This window comes from Photobacterium alginatilyticum (assembly GCF_009910675.1).
GTDB classification, from domain to species: Bacteria; Pseudomonadota; Gammaproteobacteria; order Enterobacterales; family Vibrionaceae; genus Photobacterium; species Photobacterium alginatilyticum.
In genome coordinates this window covers 63,745-82,541 of the sequence record NZ_RSEJ01000019.1, presented here as the reverse complement: position 1 = coordinate 82,541, position 18,797 = coordinate 63,745, and the positions used below count along the sequence as shown (strand labels likewise).

Sequence of the window (18,797 nt, the reverse complement as noted above, 5' to 3'; positions counted from 1 at the left end):
GTGAGGGTGGGCTTTGGGCTATTCGGGCAATTACTGTCAGCGGCTTGCTATAACGAGCATTCTTTTAGGCGTTTTATTTCCTGATTTACCTCGTTGACGGTCTGAAAATGCCGTTGCTGGGCTTTTATGGGCACAAGCAACATTCCATTGTTGAATTCATAGCCTCCTCGGCCATCAATATAGATCCTTCCACTAAATAAACGACTTACGTGTTTTGCTATTAATTTGGGCACGTAGCGTTTGAACATGCGCATATAAAGCCAACCTTCTATGGGTTCCTAACGGCGGGAATTATAGAATAGAGGCTATGAAAGTTTTGTGATGTTTACAGCATAATAATAATGTTAAATTTAACTGAGCGATGTATTTTTTTGTGCTACTACTATTTTTTTAGATGATTATTCTGTTTGTTTGTGCCAATAAATAAGTGAATTGAATTGTAAAATTTTATGAACTCAGCGATTGCTGCTAATTATTGTTTGTATATTATGGTGTTACAGATCTTCCTTATATGCACCAATATGCTTTGTTGATTGTTTCGTGTCATTTTTTATCTGTGCTTCTAGGCGGAGATCCGTTCCTCCTGCCGCTGATTTAGTGTTTTGTGCTAAATCCTCTTGCTGGTCTGAGTTGTTTGCTGTTTTCTTCCGTTTTCTGCTCAGGATCAAGGTTTGATTTTTAGCATATGCCAATAATATGGCCATTGTTGGCATATGCCAGAAATGAGGACGTCATGCCCAGACCAAAAATACACCGCCGGATCGGTTGTCGCCCGGCCTACAGTTGTTTTAAACCTAACGGTGTGCCGATGTCGCAGCTGGAAAGTATTGCGCTAGCCCCGGATGAGCTTGAAGCCATCAGACTCGTGGATCTCGACGGCCTGCAACAGCAGGCTGCTGCCGAGAAGCTCGGCGTTTCACGGCAAACGTTAGGCAATATTGTTGCCCGGGCACGGCATAAAGTCGCACAGGCCCTGGTAAAAGGGAAAGCGCTGGAGCTTCAGCCTGACTCATCCCCATCTAACATTTCACTGCCGGTTGATAATAAGCGGCAGGACAAAGAAAAGGAGCGTTAATATGTCGCGAGCAATTGCGGTTACGCCACGTAATGAAGTGGCGGGGCATTTTGGTAAAGCTGCTGCTTTTCTGGTCTTTGATGAGCAAGGGCAACTGGTTACGACACTGGAAAATACCGGGAGCCGCGAGATCGGCTGCAAACACAAAAAACGCCTTCAGCGTCAGCTTAGCGATCTGGGCGTGAGCGAAATAACGCTGGGAAATATTGGCAAGCGCTCACTGGCCAGATTGCTGCAGGCTGGTTTCTCGGTAACCCGTGTGCCTGTCCGCAGTCAGGTCTCAGCGGTGCTGGGCGGTGGTATTGTCGGAGAGCAACTGACATCGCCTGAGCAGGGGCGGCCGTGTAAGCGGGAGAAAGGAGATTGTGGCTGCGGTTGTGGCAGCAAGAAAAAACCGGCACCAGCTAAAATTGGTACAGCAATGAATACTAAGCTGTCATTGTCGGGTCTGACTAAGGTAGGAGGGCTAAAGATATGACTTTTTTGCTGACAGTAATGATTTTTCTGCTGGTTATTGTCGCCATGGCGATAGGCTGGATCGTGAAGAAGAAAACCATTAAGGGCAGTTGTGGCGGCCTGGCCGGAGTCGGGGTCGAAAAGGAATGTAACTGCGACGAGACGTGTGATAGCCACAGGCTGTATCAGATCAGCGAGCCTGAGAAAAAGTGATCCCGGCCGGGATCACTTAACTGTGCTGTCGCAGCACGGCAACGCGTTTGGTGATGGTCTCGCTGACTATCTGCCGCAGCCATTCGACTCTCGGGTGGCTGCCATTTCGGCGCAGCCACAACATGTTGATATCAAAATCAGGGATCTTCACCGGTGGCGGACACTGGGTGAGGTTATCATGAAAAATATCGACACGAGCCATCAGGGTCGATACGACACATAGCAGGTTCCGCCCTGTTAGTAAGTGACGAATTGTCATGAAGTTACTCGAGCCGACAGCAATATGGCGGCTAACTCCCTGCTGTTGCAGCTGACTATCAACAGCACTGGCGAGCTTGCCGTCGGGAGTCACAAGCGCCTGCGGCGTTGTGATGTAATGGGCCAGATCGACAGGCACTGATAACCCGGTGGCCTGACTGTCGAACAGGCAGACATGATCTTCGGTATAGAGATACTGGCTGTCGAACTCCCTCGGTAGCTCCTTCATGGAGCCAATAACCAGGTTGATTTTCTGCTCCTCAATGGCGGACTGGTAATTGTTGCGGTCCACATTGCAGAAGCTGAGATGGCACTGGGGAGCCTGTGCGGTAATTGCATCGAACAGGGCCGGGGCAAACAAAAGCTCGGCGTAGTCGGTAAGGCCGATACGGAAGCTGCCTTGATAGTCCTGGGGGATAAAATCGCTTGGCTGAAGGATCTCGGTGGTGACAAGGTGAAGAACATTATCGATCACAGGGGCCAGCTCGACAGCTTTGTCGGTCGCGATCATCTGGTGTCCCTGACGCTCGAACAGCGGATCATTGATCAGTGCCCTCAGCCGAGACAGGTTATGGCTCATGGCAGACTGCCCGATGGATAATCTGGCAGCAGCCTTGGTGACGCTCCGGGTTTCCATCAGGGCGGAAAATGCAATTAAGAGGTTAAGGTCGACCCCCCGCCAGTTGATATTCTTCACGCTTGTTCCTACTCTCTTGATCAGCGACAGATATCGGCAAACATGGGATCGCACAGCAATAGCAGATCCTCGGTTTCTAGCTCGACGCCGGCCATACGATCACCGCTGCTGATATTGACTTTGTGGTGCTTTTTGATGCTGTGGTCAAAAATGACCGGCAGCGGACGTTTCAGTCCGACCGGTGCCACGGTACCGATCACCAGGCCCGTGACTTTTTCGACATCACTGGCATCGGCGCAGGTCATACGGCGACAGCCAAACATGGCACGGACTTTTTTCGGATCAACTTGCGCGGGACCCGGCACGCAGGCCAGCACGTGGAATCCGCCCATGTCTCTGAGCAGGATCGACTTGACCATCTGCTCGGGGTTCACCCCACGTTCCAAGGCTGCTTCATCAATGGTCTTGGCTGGCTTGGTGTGGGGCAGGAGCCGGTATTCGACGCCTTCTTGCTCCAGGTAGAAGGTTACAGGTGTTTGCATTGCTTATTGATCATCTTCCAGCGAGTAAGGCAGTGGCTGCTTGTGCCAAGTTGATGTCTGCCCGGCAAGGCGGAACTGACTATCGTCATCCAGATCATTGGGCAGACCGACAAGCGCTATTGCCTGGTTGTCAGTAAACTTGTATGCCGCTATTAGGGTACCGCCTTTGCGCCAGTTTTCGCCGACACTGCGCTCGAGGGCATCACCCGGCTGCGGGCACTGCTCAGCTTCACCGTGAACGATATACATGGCCCGCTTGTTAATTCCGCGATACTTGGCCCGTGCCACGGTTTCCTGTCCGGTATAGCAGCCTTTTTTGAAGCTAATGCCGTCAAGAGCCTGCAAGTTCATTGCCTGGGGGATGAACTCCAGTTCGGTAGCCGCATCGACACGTGGGATCGCATGCCGGATATCATAGAGATCCCACAGTGTACTGTCGGACAGCTCTGCCTCTGTTGCCAGCTTCTCGGCGATGGTTTCAGCCTGATCTGCCGCAACGGCAATTAGCCAGCGCTGCTGATCAACCTGTACCGCGGTTCCGCCAGGAATGGCGCGGACATTACCTTCACCGCCAAACTCACGTTCAACCACCTCGCCAGCCTTGCTACCGGTCAGGCCTAGCAGTACATCGTTGCTTTGTTCGATGTCGACTTTGGAAAAGATGGCATATTTTTTCAGTTCAGGCAGTTGGGTGGCCATAACGCTCTGGCGCTGAAAGAAACCGTAGCCATCACGGTGGTGGAATAAGCGAAATACGGTGCGCATCTTGCCCTTGGCATCGCAATGGGCTCCCAGGGTAGACTGCTCGGCAGTGAGGCCGACGACATCGCAGGTTACCTGGCCGTGTAGGTAGGATTTCTTGTCTTCGCCAACCAGGGTGATCAGGCCCCAGTCAGCGAGATCGACCAGTGCCAGCTCCGGCAGGTTGTCTTGCGAAGATAATGCAATAGGTTTGAAACTCAGAACGTTTGACCAGGTGCTCATAGGATTTCCATGATGTGCTGGTAACTTGCCGGAGGCTTTGTTCTTCTCGGCCAGAGAATCGGCAGAGCAATGGCGGCGAGTTACTTTGGTTGGGTGAATATCTCTGTTCCTGCTATGTTAAATCGCCGGCAGCGATTTGTCAGCCCAAATACCTGATAAGTTTGACTGGTTATTATTGATCATAGGTCTCATCTTAGTGCATTGCTTGTTCCTGCGCATAGTCGGCCCGGACCTTGGCTGCTAGTATTGGGCAAATTGTAAAACGACCATATTGAACGTTGAGGTTGTATATGTTGAGTGCAGATGAAAAAGCACGGGTAAAGTGGGCATGCCGCCGCGGTATGCTGGAGTTGGATGTGATCATCATGCCGTTTTTCGAAGAATGCTTTGATGATCTGCCCGAGCAGGAGCAGCGGGACTTTATTTCTTTGCTGACTTGCGATGATCCGGATCTGTTTACATGGGTTATGCAGCACGGTCGGAGTGACAACCCCGCCCATGCGGCGATGGTGGACAGAATTGTCGCCCACAACAACAGCAAGCTTCGCTGATCTTGATATAACCCCGTCTCGATTAATGGCTGCCGCACTGACACTCCTCTACGTTGGTGCGGCAAGCCTGTTATTGCTTTCCTGGTTTCGTCACACTCTTCCTTTTCCGCTGGTCATTGTCTGCCTGGAGTTCTTATGGTTCGAATGGCTGCAGCGTCTTATTGACTGCCGTCTGATGCAGGGAAGGCTGGTGGTTAAATCGTCCGGTGAACTGCAGTGGCAGCAGCAACCGTGGGTGATTGAGCAGGTTAAAATTCGTTCTCGTTTTGTGATGCTCTGGCGCTTGCGGCATCAGAGCCAGCGACGCTGGTTATTAATTTGTCATGATGCATGTGAAGAGTCGGAATATCGCTCGCTGTCTTTGATATGCCATTACTTGGTTATTGATTCGGCTAGTAAATAATAACCACAAAATTTATTTTTACGGTGGATTTGATCGAAATCTAATTACCTTTCAGTATTTTATTCCTTATTTTGCACTCTGTGGCCATTCGCAATAACCTTCACGCCCTAAAGGTATCGCTCGCTGAGCCGATATCTTTTTTCGTAATAGCACTGCCGAAGTACGGTTATCTGCCCATACCTGGCGCAGGTGATTCAGGCAAGGACGATGTAGAAATGAAAATTAAATATAAATTATTAGGACTTACCGCTCTGGCGGTTGTCGCTCTATTGGCTGTATTGGGGATGACCTGGAAGGCAAATGAGCGGGTGATGAAGATCAATGACTCTAGTGCGGCAGTTAGCCAGCTAGAGGTGATTTTGCTTAACTTGCGCCGTAACGAAAAAGATTTCCTGATGCGGATGGATATGAAGTATCAGGGTAAGTTCCAGAAAAACTATGATGCCTTTCAGTCCCAGCTGACCGTGCTTGAAAGCGATTTAAACTCGCTGTCTATTGCTATTCCGAGCCTCCAGTCTCTGCCGGCTGCGATGCAGAGCTACCAGGAAGGGATGATGGCCCTGATTAAGGGTTACCAGCAACTTGGACTGACGTCTTCTGATGGCTTGTACCGTGAGTTCTTTGAATCTTCAGAGCAACTGGTTAATGCCGCCGGCGATCAGGAGCGAGATATATTGGAAGCCTACAGTCTTGAGGAGGCAGCCAAGCTATTGCTTGTGACGGGTAAAAAGGAGTATCTCGAGGACTATCAGGCGGCTTCTGCCCGCTATAGCCAAAAGCTAGCCGATGATTTTGGGCCAGTCTATACCCGCTTTGCCGATACGACCGACAAAATCATTACCCAACAACAGACTATTGGCTTGAACCATAATCTCGGGCTGCGAGGAGAAATTCGTAAGCAATCCCATATGGTTGAGGAAGTCTTTTCAGAGGTTGTCCAGCAGCTTGAAGAAAAGGTTGCTGCCGAGCGGAGCTTGATCAGCCAGCTAACCATCGCGGCTGTGCTGGTGGTGATCATCGCACTGGTCAGCCTGTCATGGTTTATCAGTCAGTCGATCCAGCGTCGGGTGCAGACACTGAGTCAGTTGATGGCGAATATTGCGGCGAGCAACGATCTTACCCAAATCGCCGATGAGAGCGGCAAGGATGAGCTTGGTGAAATGGCGACGAACTTCAATGGCCTGTTGGCAAGTCTGCGTAATCTGGTCGGTAATGTGCAGGGAGCCGTGACCGAGCTGGGCGCTGCATCAGAACAGCTTCAGAGTCGTAGCCAGGAGTCGGAAAAGGCGATGGAGCAGCAGCAGTCGGAAACGGACTCAGTGGCAACCGCGATCACCGAAATGGGGGTAACGATCCGCGAAATAGCCTCGAATACCGAGAATGCGGCAGCCAATGCCGATCAAAGTTATAACGGTGCCCAGGAAGGCCTGAATGAAGTGATTGCAACCAAAGAGCGTATTCGTACTCTGTCTGACGATCTTTCGCAAACCAGCGATGAGGTAGCCAGCCTGTCAACGCTGTCGGAGAATATTGGCTCTGTATTGGATGTGATCAAGGCCATTGCCGAGCAGACTAACCTGCTGGCATTGAATGCGGCGATTGAAGCGGCACGGGCAGGCGAGCAGGGACGGGGCTTTGCGGTTGTTGCCGATGAGGTGCGCTCACTGGCGCTGCGTACTCGTCAGTCGACGGAGGAAATCACGACGATCATTGCTTCGTTGCAGGAGCAGACTGATCAGGTGGTGGTCCATATCGGCCGTTGCCGGGAGCAGGGGGATTTGAGTGTAACTCAGGCTGACAGCGCTGAAGTCAGAATCAACCAGATCATGAGTGATATGCAGCTGATCATGGATACCAGTACCCAGATTGCAGCCGCAGTCGAGCAGCAAAGTCTGGTCTCGGATGAAATTGGCCAGAATGTTACCTCGATCCGTGATATTACCAATCTCAACTCCTCGGTAGCCCATGAAAATGCCTTGGCTGCCAATGCGGTAGCGAATCAGGCTTCTTCGCTTGATGAGGCTATTGCGGAATTCAAGGTTTAATAGCAGGTACGAGATCCTGGAACCTAGATCCTAGGTAGAACGGGAAAAGCAGGCCCTAGGAAGAGTAAGAGTTTGACACTTCTTTTAGGCTTTTGGACCCAGGACCACAAAAAAGCGAGAGGTTTTCACCTCTCGCTTTTTTTATCTCGGATTGGGTATCGCCCCTAGGAACTAGCCCCTCAGCACGGTTGATCCGGGGTGAGGACGGTTGGCTGCGAGCTTTCCTGCTGTTCCGGGAAATCGAGATTATAATGCAGGCCGAGGCTCTCTTTTCGCTCCAGCGCGCAACGCACCATCAGCTCGGCAACCTGCAGCAGGTTACGTAGCTCTAGCAGGTTATTGGAGACCCTGAAGTTGCTGTAGTACTCGTTCACTTCTTCGTTGAGCAACTGGATACGGCGCATGGCACGTTCGAGACGCTTGGTGGTTCGTACGATACCGACATAATCCCACATGAACAGGCGAAGCTCATGCCAGTTGTGCTGGATCACGACTTCTTCGTCTGAGCAGTTAACCTGGCTCTCGTCCCAGCTAGGCAGGCTTGAAGGCAGGCTGACATGGTCTAGTTTGTGCGTAATGCTCTCGGCAGCTGCCCAGGCATAGACTACGCACTCCAGCAGCGAGTTCGATGCCATACGGTTGGCACCGTGCAGGCCGGTGTAGCTGACTTCGCCGATAGCATAGAGACCGTCGAGATCCGTGCGTCCTTCCTTGTCGACGATAACGCCGCCACAGGTATAGTGGGCAGCCGGGACAATCGGGATCGGCTCTTTGGTGATATCGATACCGAATCCCAGCAGCTTCTCATAGATCGTCGGGAAGTGCTTCTGGACAAAGTCAGCCGGCTTGTGGCTGATATCCAGGTACATGCAGTCTGCACCCAGGCGCTTCATCTCAAAATCGATGGCACGGGCTACGACATCACGGGGAGCCAGCTCGGCGCGCTCGTCGAAATCCTTCATAAAGCGGCTGCCGTCAGGACGGCGCAGATAGGCGCCTTCGCCTCGCAGGGCCTCGGTCAGCAGAAAGTTGCGCGCTTCCGGGTGGAACAGGCACGTCGGGTGGAACTGGTTGAATTCGAGGTTGGCAACCCGGCAACCTGCACGCCAGGCCATGGCAATACCGTCACCGGAGGACACATCGGGGTTCGAGGTGTACTGGTAGACCTTCGAGGCACCGCCTGTTGCCAGTACGACAAATTTGGCCCGGACGGTTTCGACCACTTCCTGGTTACGGTTCCAGATGTAGGCGCCCAATACCCGGTTTGGCTCGTCGCAACGGCCTAACTTCTGGTTGGTGATCAAGTCCAGCGCATTGTGACGCTCCAGCACCTCGATATTCGGGTGGTTGTGAACATTGTCTTGGAGTGAGTTTTGTACCGCCATACCGGTGGCATCTGCAGCATGCAGGATCCGGCGGTGGCTGTGGCCGCCCTCGCGGGTCAGGTGATAGCGAGGTGCATCGTCACTGTCGCTTTCCTCGCGGTCAAAAGGCACCCCGCCGTCGATCAGCCATTGGACACAGTGCTTGGCATTTTCGGCAATGAAGCGAACGACCTCTTCATCGCACAGGTGTGCTCCGGCTACCTGAGTGTCCTCGACATGAGATTCAACACTGTCCGATTCGTCAAAGACGGCTGCAATTCCGCCCTGTGCATAATAGGTGGCGCCTTCGCTGCGTGGTCCTTTGCTCAGGACCATGACTTTCCCTAGTGGCGCTAAGCGCAATGCCAGCGATAGTCCGGCAGCGCCACTACCAATGACTAGTACATCGCATTGATGTTCACGGTTTTCGTTCATATCGATATCATATCCCTGTGGTAATCACTCTATGTTACCAAATTCCATCTCAATTGGTCATTTTTGACTGTTAGTTAACCACTTATCGTATTGACGCGGTATAATGTTGAGTTAATAGCAATTGTTATATACCCAAGCTACCTCAAGATGCAGGGTTCAGAGTGAGACCAGCGAGCTCAGTTCAAGGAAAATGACGGTAGGAATGGTATTCCCTTTCAACGTTATTTGACACAGAAATGAGTTCGCTGGCTCACTCCCAAAGGGCGAGTTTACTTGGCTTCTATGCGGTGTTACCGATTATTAATTTAGAGCCACTAGATTTTCTAATCGGTGCCTAGCCTACAAGCCAAGTAATTCTCGCTGAAACGAGCATCTTGAGGTAGCTTGGGTATACTGCTTCATTGCGGATAAAAAATCGCGCACTATTAATGAGAAATTATTTCTTTCGCACGGGGAACTTTGCTTTTATCGCTGAGTCTTAGATAGTGCTCATGCTCATATTTTTCATACGACCCTGTTTTGACTGAGCTTTATACTGTTGTAACAAAGCGCGTCCAGGCTTAGACCTTATTGGGACGTTGGACCCGGCAGTTGGCAGGCGAGTTAGAAATCACGAGTGAAAGACGGATATAGGAGTACACGCTCGAATGAGCGAGCAGCAAACTGATCAGGTATTAATTGAGCGGGTACAGCGTGGTGACAAGCAGGCATTTAACCTGTTGGTGGTTAAATACCAGAATAAGGTATGTAGCCTGGTTGCCCGATATGTCAGCAACTCCGGTGATGTGCCGGATGTCGCTCAGGAAGCGTTCATAAAAGCGTATCGTGCTTTGCCGACATTTCGTGGGGAAAGTGCGTTTTACACATGGCTGTACCGAATTGCCGTTAATACGGCGAAAAACTATTTGGTTGCCCAGGGACGCCGTCCGCCGGCGTCAGATGTCGATGCTGAAGAGGCTGAATACTACGAAAGTGGAAATGCCTTGAAAGAAATATCGAACCCTGAGAACCAAATGTTGTCAGATGAATTGAAGCGGGTAGTCTTTAGTACCATTGAAGCATTACCGGATGATCTCAAAACAGCAATCACATTGCGCGAGCTGGAAGGTTTGAGCTATGAAGAAATTGCAGAAGTCATGGGATGTCCGGTTGGTACGGTAAGATCACGTATTTTCCGTGCACGAGAGGCGGTCGAAAAACGAATTCGTCCTCTAATGCAGCGATAAATGTTAAGCCAATACGGTGAAAAAAATGGCTGATAAACAAAAGATTTCGGCACTATTAGATGGTGAAGAACTGGATCAGAGCATTATTAATGCCTTGGCCGTTGATGATGACAGCCAGCAAACTTGGCAGCACTTTAATCTGATCGGTGATGTAATGCGGGGGGAAGCGCCGCAAAACAAGGATTGGGATATTGCTGCGAGCGTGGCAATGGCGTTGGAAAATGAGCCGGCCCATACTGGCGTATCAGAGCCTGCGCAAGTGGTTCAGCTTGCAACGGTACGTGAAACGGCCGAGCCGCAACCGACACCGCAACAGGCAAAACGCACCCTGCCAGCCTGGTTGACGCAGTTTGGCCAGGTGGCTGTCGCGGCCTGTGTCTCTTTGGCTGTGATTGTTGGTGTTCAGCAGTACAACGGTGGTGACGATGGCGTCGTCAGCAACCCTGCTGATTCACAGATCCCGGTACTACAGACCATTCCTTTTGCCGGTACGGCCGAACCTGTTAGTCTGACCCGAGATTCTGTGCGCAGTAATAGCCATGCCGCGCCGAGTGAAGCCCAAGTGATGGAGCAGCGACGCCGTATTAATGCGATGCTTCAGGATTATGAACTCCAGCTGCGTTTGAATGCCGAAGATGGCAGTATTGATAAAACTTTGTTAGAAACAAACTGATCTGGCGGATAAATGAGAAAGATTCTGGTCGGTGTAGTGACACTGGTCAGCCTTATGATGCCATTGCAAGCCTCTGCGGAAGACTCAGTTTCTTCTGCAGAGGCTTTGTTGCATCAAATGGATGAGGCTAGCCGTGGGCTCAGCTATGAGCTGTCGTACATACTTATCAAGAAAAACAGTATTGAGCCGTTACGTTATCGCCATACCTTTGAAGACGGCGAGACGTACGCGCACCTGGTTTACCTGAGCGGTCCGCCGCGAGAGGTTATCCAGCGGGGCAGCGAGGTGAGCTATTTTGAACCGGGTCTCGATCCGTTCACCATCAACAGCAACAAGATGGTTGCGCCTCTGCCGCCGATCATGAAGTCAGATATCGAGGAGCTGGCGCAGTTCTATGACTTCATTTCAATGGGGCGGGCCCGGGAAGCGGGGGTTGCCTGTGATGTCGTTCGTATCGCACCGAAAGACGGGGCGCGCTATTCCTACCTGATATGGGTTGATACCCGGAGCAAGCTGGTAATGCGGGCCGACCTGCTGGATCGCGATGGCGAGCCGCTTGAGCAGTATCGTGCCGTCTCCTATGTCGTGAACCCGAAAGTCGGGGATGTATTGAGAAGCCTGAAAACCGTCGAGCTGCCAGCGGTGGTCAAATTGCCTCCGCAGCCTCAGGCGGAGCTGAGCTGGCATGCCAACTGGCTGCCACAGGGGTTTGAGTCGGTATCCCGTAACCGTCATCGCCTGATGATGACCGAGCGTCCGGTCGAAAGCAAAATGTACAGTGATGGCCTGTTTAGCTTCTCTATCTATGTCTCGTCTGCCGACAGCTTTACCGTCAGGGAGCAGCTGGTACGCCAGGGGCGCAGAACCCTGCATAGCTACCTGCTCAAGGATAAAGAAGTGACGGTGGTTGGCGATATTCCACCGGCAACAGCCCGTCGTGTAGCCGAGTCTGTCGCGTTTCTGACCGGCAAGGCCAATGCTGCAGGAGAAACGACGCCATGATGCGCTCATTGGCGACGGTAGTAGCCGTCGACCCCGGTGTCATTACGGTGACCTGTCAGCAGCAGACCAGTTGTGGTCACTGTGCGTCACGTGATAGCTGCGGTACCGGTATCGTCAGCAAGGCGGTCCCGGGGCGTAGTCATCGGGTACAAATAGCGACCCGGACTCGGGTATCGGTTGGCGAAGTCGTCGAAATCGGTTTGCCCGAACAAAGTATGTTGCATTCGGCAGTACTGGTTTATGTGCTGCCTTTGCTATCCTTAGTGCTGGGAGCAGTATTCGGGCAGTGGTGGTTTGTTGAATTAGCCGGTGGTGGTGAGCTGGGAGTGATCCTGACAGCAGTGTTGAGTGCGGCCGCGGGCTTGTTGCTGGCACGTCGTCTGGCCAAGCGTCTGGAAGGCAATTCGGCCTATAAACCGAACCTGATTCGGGTGTTGGGCAACCCCATATCTGCCGGCAGTACAATAAATGCCGCATCGAAAGATAGCGACTAGCCGTTAAATTCGGTAGAATCTGTCAACTTGATCTGTAGATCCCATTCATTTTTAATCACGAGTTAGTCACGCCAATTCATGAAGCACATTCGTAATTTTTCGATTATTGCACATATCGACCATGGTAAGTCGACCCTATCTGACCGTCTAATCCAAGTCTGCGGCGGCCTTTCCGATCGTGAAATGGAAGCGCAGGTTCTGGACTCCATGGACCTTGAACGCGAACGCGGTATCACCATCAAAGCCCAGAGCGTGACGCTCGACTATAAGGCGAAAGATGGTGAGACGTATCAGCTTAACTTTATCGACACCCCGGGACACGTCGACTTCTCTTACGAAGTTTCACGTTCTCTGGCAGCCTGTGAAGGTGCGCTGCTGGTGGTCGATGCCGGTCAGGGGGTAGAAGCCCAGACGCTGGCCAACTGCTATACAGCAATGGAAATGGATTTGGAGGTAGTGCCGATTTTGAATAAAATCGACCTGCCGGCCGCCGATCCTGAGCGTGTATCAGAAGAAATTGAAGAAATCGTCGGTATCGACGCACTGGAAGCGACCCGTTGTTCGGCGAAAACGGGTCTGGGTGTCGAAGATGTTCTTGAAAACATCGTTACTGCGATTCCTGCACCGGAAGGTGATCCTGACGCGCCGTTACAGGCACTGATTATTGACTCATGGTTTGATAATTACCTGGGTGTTGTTTCTTTGGTTCGAGTGAAAAACGGCTCACTGAAGAAAAATGCCAAGATAAAAATGATGAGCACTGGTCAGGTCTGGGGCATTGACCGTCTTGGTATCTTCACACCAAAACAAATTGATACACCAGAGCTTAATACCGGCGAAGTGGGTTGGGTTGTTTGTGGTATCAAAGACATCCTCGGTGCACCTGTGGGTGATACCATCACGCTATCGAAAGGCGGTTGTGAAGAGCCTCTACCGGGCTTCCAAAAAGTGAAGCCTCAGGTTTATGCGGGTTTGTTCCCTGTCTCTTCAGATGACTACGAGAACTTCCGTGATGCACTGGGCAAACTAAGCCTGAACGATGCCTCTCTATTCTACGAGCCAGAAAGCTCTGCGGCACTGGGTTTTGGTTTTCGTTGTGGCTTCCTGGGTATGCTCCATATGGAGATCATCCAGGAACGTTTGGAGCGTGAATATAACCTCGCGCTAATTACCACGGCACCAACCGTAGTATACGAAGTCGAGAAAACTGACGGCGAAACGATTTACGTTGATAGCCCGTCCAAGCTACCAGCAGTGAACGATATCGAAACCATCGGTGAGCCAATTGCTCGCTGTAATATCCTTGTACCGTCTGAGTACCTTGGTAACGTTATTACCCTGTGTATCGAAAAGCGTGGTGTACAGGTGGATATGGTTTACCACGGTAACCAAGTGGCATTGACTTACGATATTCCGATGTCCGAAGTGGTACTGGATTTCTTCGACCGTCTGAAGTCTACCTCGCGTGGTTATGCATCTCTGGATTACAACTTCCAGCGCTACGAAGCGTCGAACATGGTACGTGTTGACGTCATGATCAATGGCGAGCGTGTTGATGCGCTAGCTATCATTACGCACAAAGACAACGCTCATGGCCGTGGTCGTGATTTAGTCGACAAGATGAAAGAATTTATTCCTCGTCAAATGTTCGACATTGCGATTCAGGCAGCCATTGGCGGTATGATCATTGCCCGTGCAACGGTTAAGCAGTTACGTAAAAACGTAATCGCGAAATGTTACGGTGGTGATATCAGTCGTAAGAAGAAACTGCTACAGAAGCAGAAAGAAGGTAAGAAGCGTATGAAGCAGATCGGTAACGTCGAGCTGCCTCAGGAAGCGTTCCTGGCGATTCTGCATGTAGGTAAAGACAAGTAAGTAACTACTTTACTCATTGTCATTGCCTCAGAAAGCATACCAATGGCCGGAGGCAACTCCGGAGTTCTGAAGCAAGTGTCAATGAGCAGTGCAGCAAGAGTTTCTTGCTGCACTGTTACATTTATTAGGGATTAAAATGGCTAATACTTTTTCGCTAATTCTGGTACTGGCGACGCTGGTAACCGGGATCATTTGGGCATTGGATAAATTTATCTGGGCGCCGAAGCGCCAATTGAAAATTGAAGCTGCCGCCGCAAATGCCGGCGATCAAGTTGATGCTAAAACCCTGCAAGCCGTAGCACCGCAACCGAGCTGGGTGGAATCAGCCAGCTCGATGTTTCCGGTGATTGCGCTAATTATGGTATTTCGCTCTTTTATTTATGAGCCGTTCCAGATCCCATCCGGTTCGATGATGCCGACATTGCTTGTTGGTGACTTCATCCTGGTTGAGAAATATGCCTACGGTCTCCGTGATCCTGTTTTCCGTCACAAGCTGGTTGAAACGGGCGAGCCGGAGCGTGGTGATATTGTGGTCTTTAAGTTTCCGCCTCAACCTCAAATTGACTACATCAAGCGCGTAGTCGGTATGCCGGGCGACACGGTGCGTTATAGTGCCCACAAACAGATTTGTGTTGCACCCAAAGGGGCTACCGAGTGTAAGCCGGTGCCGCTGGAAAATATGACGGACAGCGAGTTTAGCCAGGGCATGACGCGTTTGGTTCAATTTAACGAAAAGCTGGGTGAACATGAACATCAGATCCTGGTGCATCCACTGAAGCGTGACCGTACGCTGGCATACCAGCCGCGTCCGGGTGTCAGCGAGTGGGTTGTACCTGAAGGACAGTACTTCGTTATGGGTGATAACCGCGACAACAGTGCAGATAGCCGTTATTGGGGCTTTGTGCCTGAAGCCAACCTGGTTGGCAAGGCGGTCGGGATCTGGATCAGCTTTGAGTTTGAACGAGGTGCTGATAGTGCACTTCCATCTTGGATTCCTACCGGTGTGCGCTTTAGTCGCATCGGTGGCATAAACTGATCGGGATAAAATGACATCTCCTGCAAATAGACTTCAGCGTAAGCTGGGTTACCAATTTAAGAATATTGATTTAATGACCCTGGCACTGACACACCGCAGTGCCAACGGGACGCATAACGAACGCCTGGAGTTTCTGGGCGACTCAATCCTGAGTTTCGTTATCGCAGATGATCTCTACCACCGTTTCCCGAATGTGGATGAAGGTGACATGAGCCGCATGCGTGCGACCCTGGTCCGTGGCAAGACCCTGGCTGAGCTTGGTCGTGAGTTTGATCTGGGTGATCACTTGCTGCTTGGTCCGGGCGAGCTCAAGAGTGGTGGTTTCCGTCGTGATTCCATTCTGGCTGACTGCGTGGAAGCGATTATCGGTGCCATCTACCTCGACAGCGATATCGAGGTGGTTCGCAAGATCGTGCTGGACTGGTACCAGTCGCGTTTGGATACCATCAAACCGGGTATCAACCAGAAAGATCCGAAGACACGTCTGCAAGAGTGTCTGCAGGGGCGTCGCTTGCCGCTTCCAGCATATACTGTAACTAAGGTACACGGTGAGGCTCACAACCAAGAGTTCACGGTACAGTGTGAAGTGACGGGCCTGGATAAGCCTGTTATCGGTAAGGGCGGCAGTCGGCGCAAGGCAGAGCAGGCAGCGGCAGAGATTGCGCTTAAGCAGTTGGAATCATGACAGATAAACAGCATTGCGGCTTTATTGCCATCGTCGGCCGACCTAACGTCGGCAAATCGACCCTATTAAACCGTCTGGTTGGCCAGAAGCTGTCAATCACCTCGCGCAAGCCACAGACTACGCGCCACCGCATTATGGGGGTTGATACCCGTGACGGTTACCAGGCTGTGTACGTGGATACGCCGGGACTTCATATCGAAGAGAAACGTACGATCAACCGCCTGATGAACCGTGCGGCCAGCAGCTCGCTGACGGATGTCGAGCTGGTTCTGTTTCTGGTTGATGGCACGATGTGGACTGACGATGATGAAATGGTACTGAATAAGCTGATTAAAAGTGAGCTGCCGACAGTACTGTTGCTCAACAAGGTCGATAACGTCAAGGACAAGCACGAGCTGTTCCCTCACCTTGAAGAATTGTCTCGCAAGATGGAGTTCGTGGATGTCGTGCCGGTATCGGCCAAGCACGGGACTAACGTCGACGCGGTAGAGAAGATTGTTCGTGAGCACCTGCCGGAAGGGGAGTATTACTTCCCGGAAGAATATGTGACGGATCGTTCCCAGCGCTTTATGGCGTCGGAAATTATCCGTGAGAAGCTGATGCGCTTCCTGGGTGACGAGCTGCCGTATTCTGTGACGGTTGAAATCGAGCGTTTTGATTATAACCCGCGTACCAATGGCTTTGATATCAACGGTTTGATTCTGGTTGAACGTAAGGGCCAGAAGAAAATGGTGATCGGTAAAAATGGCGAGAAGATGAAAGTCATCGGCCGTGAAGCCCGTATTGATATGGAAGAGCTGTTCGAGCGCAAGGTATACCTGGAACTGTGGGTCAAAGTGAAGTCGGGCTGGGCAGATGACGAACGTGCACTGCGAAGCCTGGGTTATATTGACGACCTGTAAGGGACACCATGGAGGGACTACAGCGCTGTTTTGTCCTTCATACTCGTCCTTATAGTGAGACGAGCCTGATCCTTGATGTATTCAGTGAAGAATCAGGCCGTGTCACTGTCCTATCGAAGGGAGCGCGCCGCAAGCGCTCCAATCTCAAAGGCACATTGCAGCCTTTCACTCCGCTGTTTATGAAATGGTCAGGCCGGGGCTCGATGCCTGTGCTGACCCATGCCGAGCCGATCAGTATCGGGTTGCCGATGCGCAGCTATATTCTGTATTCTGCGATGTACGTCAACGAAGTATTGGCCCGGGTACTGGAAAATGATACGCCTTATCCAGTGTTGTTTCTGGATTATCTGAATGTGCTGCGGGAGCTGGCACAGGCTGATAATCCAGAGCCGGCATTGCGGCGTTTTGAACTCGCCTTACTGCACCATCTTGGTTACGGCATTGATTTTCTTCACTGTGCCGGTAGCGGCCTGCCTGTCGAAGACACCATGACTTATAACTACCGTGAGCAGCGCGGCTTTATTGCCTCGATGGTGAAAGGCCAGCTGTCGTTTACCGGTAGCCAGCTAAAAGCCATTGCGGCGAGGCATTTTGAAACCCCGGACCAGCTCCGGGCTGCAAAACGCTTTACACGTATAGCATTAAAGCCGTATCTTGGCGGAAAACCATTAAAAAGCAGGGAATTGTTTATCCCTAGAGGAAGGAGTACCGGAAAATGAACAACATCTTACTCGGCGTGAATATCGATCATATTGCAACACTGCGAAACGCCCGAGGTACTCGATACCCTGATCCGGTGCATGCCGCAGAGGTGGCCGAGCGCGCGGGTGCCGACGGCATCACTATTCACCTGCGTGAAGACCGCCGCCATATCAATGATCGGGATGTTCGAATTTTGCGCGAAACCATCCAGACCCGTATGAACCTGGAAATGGCCGTGACTGACGAGATGGTCAAGATTGCGCTGGAAACCAAGCCGGAGTTTGTCTGTCTGGTACCGGAAAAGCGTGAAGAGCTGACAACGGAAGGCGGTCTGGACGTTGCCGGGCAGCTGGAGAAAATCAAGGCTGCGACTGCCAAGCTGACTGAGGCTGGCATTAAGGTGTCCCTGTTTATTGATGCCGACCGCGAGCAGATTGATGCGGCGGTTGCCTGTGGTGCGCCGTATATCGAGCTGCATACCGGCCATTATGCCGATGCCGAAACGGAAGAAGATCAACAGGACGAGCTGAAGAAAATTGCCGCGGCGGCCAGCTATGCTGACGATCAGGGCATCAAGGTCAATGCCGGCCATGGCCTGACTTACCACAACGTGAAGCCAATTGCTGCACTGCCGGAGCTTTACGAACTGAACATCGGCCACTCGATCATTGGTCGTGCCGCGTTCGACGGTCTGCAAAAAGCCGTTGCCGATATGAAAGCCGAAATGCTGGATGCCCGTCGTTAATGGCAATTTTGGGTCTTGGCACCGATATTGCCGATATTGAGCGGGTCGAAAAGGTCTTTGCCCGCTCTGGTGATGCGTTTGCCGAGCGGGTGCTGTCGCCCTCTGAGCTGGCAATATTCCATAGTCTGAAGTTGAAGGGGCGCTATCTGGCCAAGCGGTTTGCCGTCAAGGAGGCTGCATCCAAGGCGCTCGGGACCGGGATTGCCTGCGGGGTAACCTTCCATGACTTTACCGTCAGTAACGACGAGCGGGGCAAACCGATTCTGACGCTGTCGGGTAAGGCCGCTGAACTGGCCGGCGCAATGGGGGCGAACCATGTTCACCTTACGATTGCCGACGAGAAAAAGTATGCGGTTGCGACGGTGATTTTAGAATCGTAGAACCTAGGAAAAGTAGGCTCTAGGAAGATCAGAAGCTTGACCCAGCTTAAGGTTCGGATAACTTGTCAGCAGGATCTAGGACCCAAAATCAAAAAGGAGAGCCAACGCTCTCCT

General features: G+C 51.6%; 23 protein-coding genes. 17 read left to right on the top strand and 6 right to left on the bottom strand.

Annotation, left to right across the window (positions count from 1 at the left end):
• Positions 1-47: 47 nt before the first annotated feature.
• Together EIZ48_RS17800 and EIZ48_RS17795 are read right to left on the bottom strand one after the other, a co-directional pair.
• A complete protein-coding gene (locus tag EIZ48_RS17800) occupies positions 48-254 on the bottom strand; it encodes a DUF1107 domain-containing protein (RefSeq protein ID WP_075763121.1) in 207 nt (68 codons plus the stop codon).
• A 240-nt stretch (positions 255-494) separates the two neighbouring features.
• Positions 495-692, bottom strand: coding sequence for a hypothetical protein (locus tag EIZ48_RS17795; protein WP_160654216.1), 198 nt, complete (start codon positions 690-692; stop codon positions 495-497).
• 41 nt (positions 693-733) lie between these two features.
• Between EIZ48_RS17795 and EIZ48_RS17790 the strand changes: the two genes are divergently transcribed.
• Genes EIZ48_RS17790 through nqrM form a run of 3 tightly spaced genes read left to right on the top strand, consistent with a single transcriptional unit; the run spans position 734 to position 1,744 of the window.
• Positions 734-1,075: a DUF134 domain-containing protein gene (locus EIZ48_RS17790; RefSeq protein WP_160654214.1), complete on the top strand. Its 342-nt coding sequence runs from the start codon at positions 734-736 to the stop codon at positions 1,073-1,075.
• Between the two features lies 1 nt (position 1,076).
• Entirely contained in the window at positions 1,077-1,553 is a 477-nt protein-coding gene (locus EIZ48_RS17785) for a NifB/NifX family molybdenum-iron cluster-binding protein (RefSeq protein WP_160654211.1), read from the top strand.
• Positions 1,550-1,744 carry a (Na+)-NQR maturation NqrM gene (nqrM, locus tag EIZ48_RS17780; protein WP_160654208.1) on the top strand — a complete coding sequence of 65 codons (195 nt, stop codon included), beginning with the start codon at positions 1,550-1,552 and terminating at the stop codon, positions 1,742-1,744. Before EIZ48_RS17785 ends, nqrM begins: the two co-directional genes overlap by 4 nt.
• 16 nt (positions 1,745-1,760) lie before the next feature.
• Here nqrM and EIZ48_RS17775 read toward each other — a convergent pair whose 3' ends face one another.
• From EIZ48_RS17775 to ygfZ, 3 genes are read right to left on the bottom strand one after another with little or no spacing between them, the layout of a single operon-like run.
• Complete coding sequence (locus EIZ48_RS17775) at positions 1,761-2,699, bottom strand: LysR substrate-binding domain-containing protein (protein WP_160654205.1); 939 nt, start codon at positions 2,697-2,699, stop codon at positions 1,761-1,763.
• 20 nt (positions 2,700-2,719) lie between these two features.
• Positions 2,720-3,181 (bottom strand): aminoacyl-tRNA deacylase, encoded by a 462-nt coding sequence (locus tag EIZ48_RS17770; RefSeq protein WP_160654202.1) that lies wholly within the window; start codon positions 3,179-3,181, stop codon positions 2,720-2,722.
• A 3-nt stretch (positions 3,182-3,184) separates the two neighbouring features.
• Entirely contained in the window at positions 3,185-4,165 is a 981-nt protein-coding gene (ygfZ, locus tag EIZ48_RS17765) for a tRNA-modifying protein YgfZ (RefSeq protein WP_160654200.1), read from the bottom strand.
• 290 nt (positions 4,166-4,455) lie between these two features.
• On the opposite strand from ygfZ, the gene EIZ48_RS17760 reads away from it, so the two are divergent.
• The 3 genes from EIZ48_RS17760 (at position 4,456) to EIZ48_RS17750 (ending at position 7,164) form a co-directional block, all read left to right on the top strand.
• Entirely contained in the window at positions 4,456-4,716 is a 261-nt protein-coding gene (locus tag EIZ48_RS17760; protein WP_075763114.1) for an FAD assembly factor SdhE, read from the top strand.
• Positions 4,685-5,119 (top strand): protein YgfX, encoded by a 435-nt coding sequence (locus EIZ48_RS17755; protein WP_160654197.1) that lies wholly within the window; start codon positions 4,685-4,687, stop codon positions 5,117-5,119. The genes EIZ48_RS17760 and EIZ48_RS17755 overlap by 32 nt, the downstream gene beginning before the upstream one ends.
• Before the next feature lie 215 nt (positions 5,120-5,334).
• The gene (locus tag EIZ48_RS17750; protein ID WP_160654194.1) at positions 5,335-7,164 is read left to right on the top strand and encodes a methyl-accepting chemotaxis protein; all 1,830 of its coding nucleotides are present in this window, start codon (positions 5,335-5,337) and stop codon (positions 7,162-7,164) included.
• A 179-nt stretch (positions 7,165-7,343) separates the two neighbouring features.
• Here EIZ48_RS17750 and nadB read toward each other — a convergent pair whose 3' ends face one another.
• Complete coding sequence (gene nadB, locus EIZ48_RS17745; protein WP_160654191.1) at positions 7,344-8,963, bottom strand: L-aspartate oxidase; 1,620 nt, start codon at positions 8,961-8,963, stop codon at positions 7,344-7,346.
• Positions 8,964-9,610: 647 nt separating this feature from the next.
• Between nadB and rpoE the strand changes: the two genes are divergently transcribed.
• The 11 genes from rpoE to acpS all read left to right on the top strand — a co-directional run bounded on the left by rpoE (position 9,611) and on the right by acpS (position 18,683).
• Complete coding sequence (rpoE, locus tag EIZ48_RS17740; protein ID WP_075763110.1) at positions 9,611-10,189, top strand: RNA polymerase sigma factor RpoE; 579 nt, start codon at positions 9,611-9,613, stop codon at positions 10,187-10,189.
• A gap of 25 nt (positions 10,190-10,214) precedes the next feature.
• The gene (locus EIZ48_RS17735) at positions 10,215-10,862 is read left to right on the top strand and encodes an RseA family anti-sigma factor (RefSeq protein WP_160654189.1); all 648 of its coding nucleotides are present in this window, start codon (positions 10,215-10,217) and stop codon (positions 10,860-10,862) included.
• Positions 10,863-10,874: 12 nt separating this feature from the next.
• The gene (gene rseB, locus EIZ48_RS17730) at positions 10,875-11,864 is read left to right on the top strand and encodes a sigma-E factor regulatory protein RseB (RefSeq protein WP_160654187.1); all 990 of its coding nucleotides are present in this window, start codon (positions 10,875-10,877) and stop codon (positions 11,862-11,864) included.
• The gene (locus EIZ48_RS17725) at positions 11,861-12,358 is read left to right on the top strand and encodes a SoxR reducing system RseC family protein (RefSeq protein WP_160654184.1); all 498 of its coding nucleotides are present in this window, start codon (positions 11,861-11,863) and stop codon (positions 12,356-12,358) included. The genes rseB and EIZ48_RS17725 overlap by 4 nt, the downstream gene beginning before the upstream one ends.
• 78 nt (positions 12,359-12,436) lie before the next feature.
• The gene (gene lepA, locus EIZ48_RS17720) at positions 12,437-14,233 is read left to right on the top strand and encodes a translation elongation factor 4 (RefSeq protein WP_160654182.1); all 1,797 of its coding nucleotides are present in this window, start codon (positions 12,437-12,439) and stop codon (positions 14,231-14,233) included.
• A 136-nt stretch (positions 14,234-14,369) separates the two neighbouring features.
• Positions 14,370-15,269 (top strand): signal peptidase I, encoded by a 900-nt coding sequence (gene lepB / locus EIZ48_RS17715; RefSeq protein ID WP_075763105.1) that lies wholly within the window; start codon positions 14,370-14,372, stop codon positions 15,267-15,269.
• Positions 15,270-15,279: 10 nt separating this feature from the next.
• Entirely contained in the window at positions 15,280-15,954 is a 675-nt protein-coding gene (gene rnc / locus EIZ48_RS17710) for a ribonuclease III (RefSeq protein ID WP_075763104.1), read from the top strand.
• A complete protein-coding gene (gene era / locus EIZ48_RS17705; RefSeq protein WP_160654179.1) occupies positions 15,951-16,856 on the top strand; it encodes a GTPase Era in 906 nt (301 codons plus the stop codon). Before rnc ends, era begins: the two co-directional genes overlap by 4 nt.
• An 8-nt stretch (positions 16,857-16,864) precedes the next feature.
• A complete protein-coding gene (gene recO, locus EIZ48_RS17700; protein ID WP_075763102.1) occupies positions 16,865-17,575 on the top strand; it encodes a DNA repair protein RecO in 711 nt (236 codons plus the stop codon).
• The gene (gene pdxJ, locus EIZ48_RS17695; RefSeq protein WP_160654176.1) at positions 17,572-18,303 is read left to right on the top strand and encodes a pyridoxine 5'-phosphate synthase; all 732 of its coding nucleotides are present in this window, start codon (positions 17,572-17,574) and stop codon (positions 18,301-18,303) included. The genes recO and pdxJ overlap by 4 nt, the downstream gene beginning before the upstream one ends.
• Positions 18,303-18,683, top strand: a complete 381-nt coding sequence (gene acpS / locus EIZ48_RS17690; protein ID WP_160654173.1) for a holo-ACP synthase — start codon at positions 18,303-18,305, stop codon at positions 18,681-18,683. Before pdxJ ends, acpS begins: the two co-directional genes overlap by 1 nt.
• The last annotated feature ends 114 nt before the right edge of the window (positions 18,684-18,797 follow it).

Coding starts and splice junctions, on each gene's coding strand:
- EIZ48_RS17800 (WP_075763121.1), bottom strand. CDS start 254: ATGCGCATGTTCAAACGCTACGTGCCCAAATTAATAGCAAAACACGTA.
- EIZ48_RS17790 (WP_160654214.1), top strand. CDS start 734: ATGCCCAGACCAAAAATACACCGCCGGATCGGTTGTCGCCCGGCCTAC.
- EIZ48_RS17785 (WP_160654211.1), top strand. CDS start 1,077: ATGTCGCGAGCAATTGCGGTTACGCCACGTAATGAAGTGGCGGGGCAT.
- nqrM (WP_160654208.1), top strand. CDS start 1,550: ATGACTTTTTTGCTGACAGTAATGATTTTTCTGCTGGTTATTGTCGCC.
- EIZ48_RS17770 (WP_160654202.1), bottom strand. CDS start 3,181: ATGCAAACACCTGTAACCTTCTACCTGGAGCAAGAAGGCGTCGAATAC.
- ygfZ (WP_160654200.1), bottom strand. CDS start 4,165: ATGAGCACCTGGTCAAACGTTCTGAGTTTCAAACCTATTGCATTATCT.
- EIZ48_RS17760 (WP_075763114.1), top strand. CDS start 4,456: ATGTTGAGTGCAGATGAAAAAGCACGGGTAAAGTGGGCATGCCGCCGC.
- EIZ48_RS17750 (WP_160654194.1), top strand. CDS start 5,335: ATGAAAATTAAATATAAATTATTAGGACTTACCGCTCTGGCGGTTGTC.
- nadB (WP_160654191.1), bottom strand. CDS start 8,963: ATGAACGAAAACCGTGAACATCAATGCGATGTACTAGTCATTGGTAGT.
- rpoE (WP_075763110.1), top strand. CDS start 9,611: ATGAGCGAGCAGCAAACTGATCAGGTATTAATTGAGCGGGTACAGCGT.
- EIZ48_RS17735 (WP_160654189.1), top strand. CDS start 10,215: ATGGCTGATAAACAAAAGATTTCGGCACTATTAGATGGTGAAGAACTG.
- rseB (WP_160654187.1), top strand. CDS start 10,875: ATGAGAAAGATTCTGGTCGGTGTAGTGACACTGGTCAGCCTTATGATG.
- EIZ48_RS17725 (WP_160654184.1), top strand. CDS start 11,861: ATGATGCGCTCATTGGCGACGGTAGTAGCCGTCGACCCCGGTGTCATT.
- lepA (WP_160654182.1), top strand. CDS start 12,437: ATGAAGCACATTCGTAATTTTTCGATTATTGCACATATCGACCATGGT.
- lepB (WP_075763105.1), top strand. CDS start 14,370: ATGGCTAATACTTTTTCGCTAATTCTGGTACTGGCGACGCTGGTAACC.
- rnc (WP_075763104.1), top strand. CDS start 15,280: ATGACATCTCCTGCAAATAGACTTCAGCGTAAGCTGGGTTACCAATTT.
- era (WP_160654179.1), top strand. CDS start 15,951: ATGACAGATAAACAGCATTGCGGCTTTATTGCCATCGTCGGCCGACCT.
- recO (WP_075763102.1), top strand. CDS start 16,865: ATGGAGGGACTACAGCGCTGTTTTGTCCTTCATACTCGTCCTTATAGT.
- pdxJ (WP_160654176.1), top strand. CDS start 17,572: ATGAACAACATCTTACTCGGCGTGAATATCGATCATATTGCAACACTG.
- acpS (WP_160654173.1), top strand. CDS start 18,303: ATGGCAATTTTGGGTCTTGGCACCGATATTGCCGATATTGAGCGGGTC.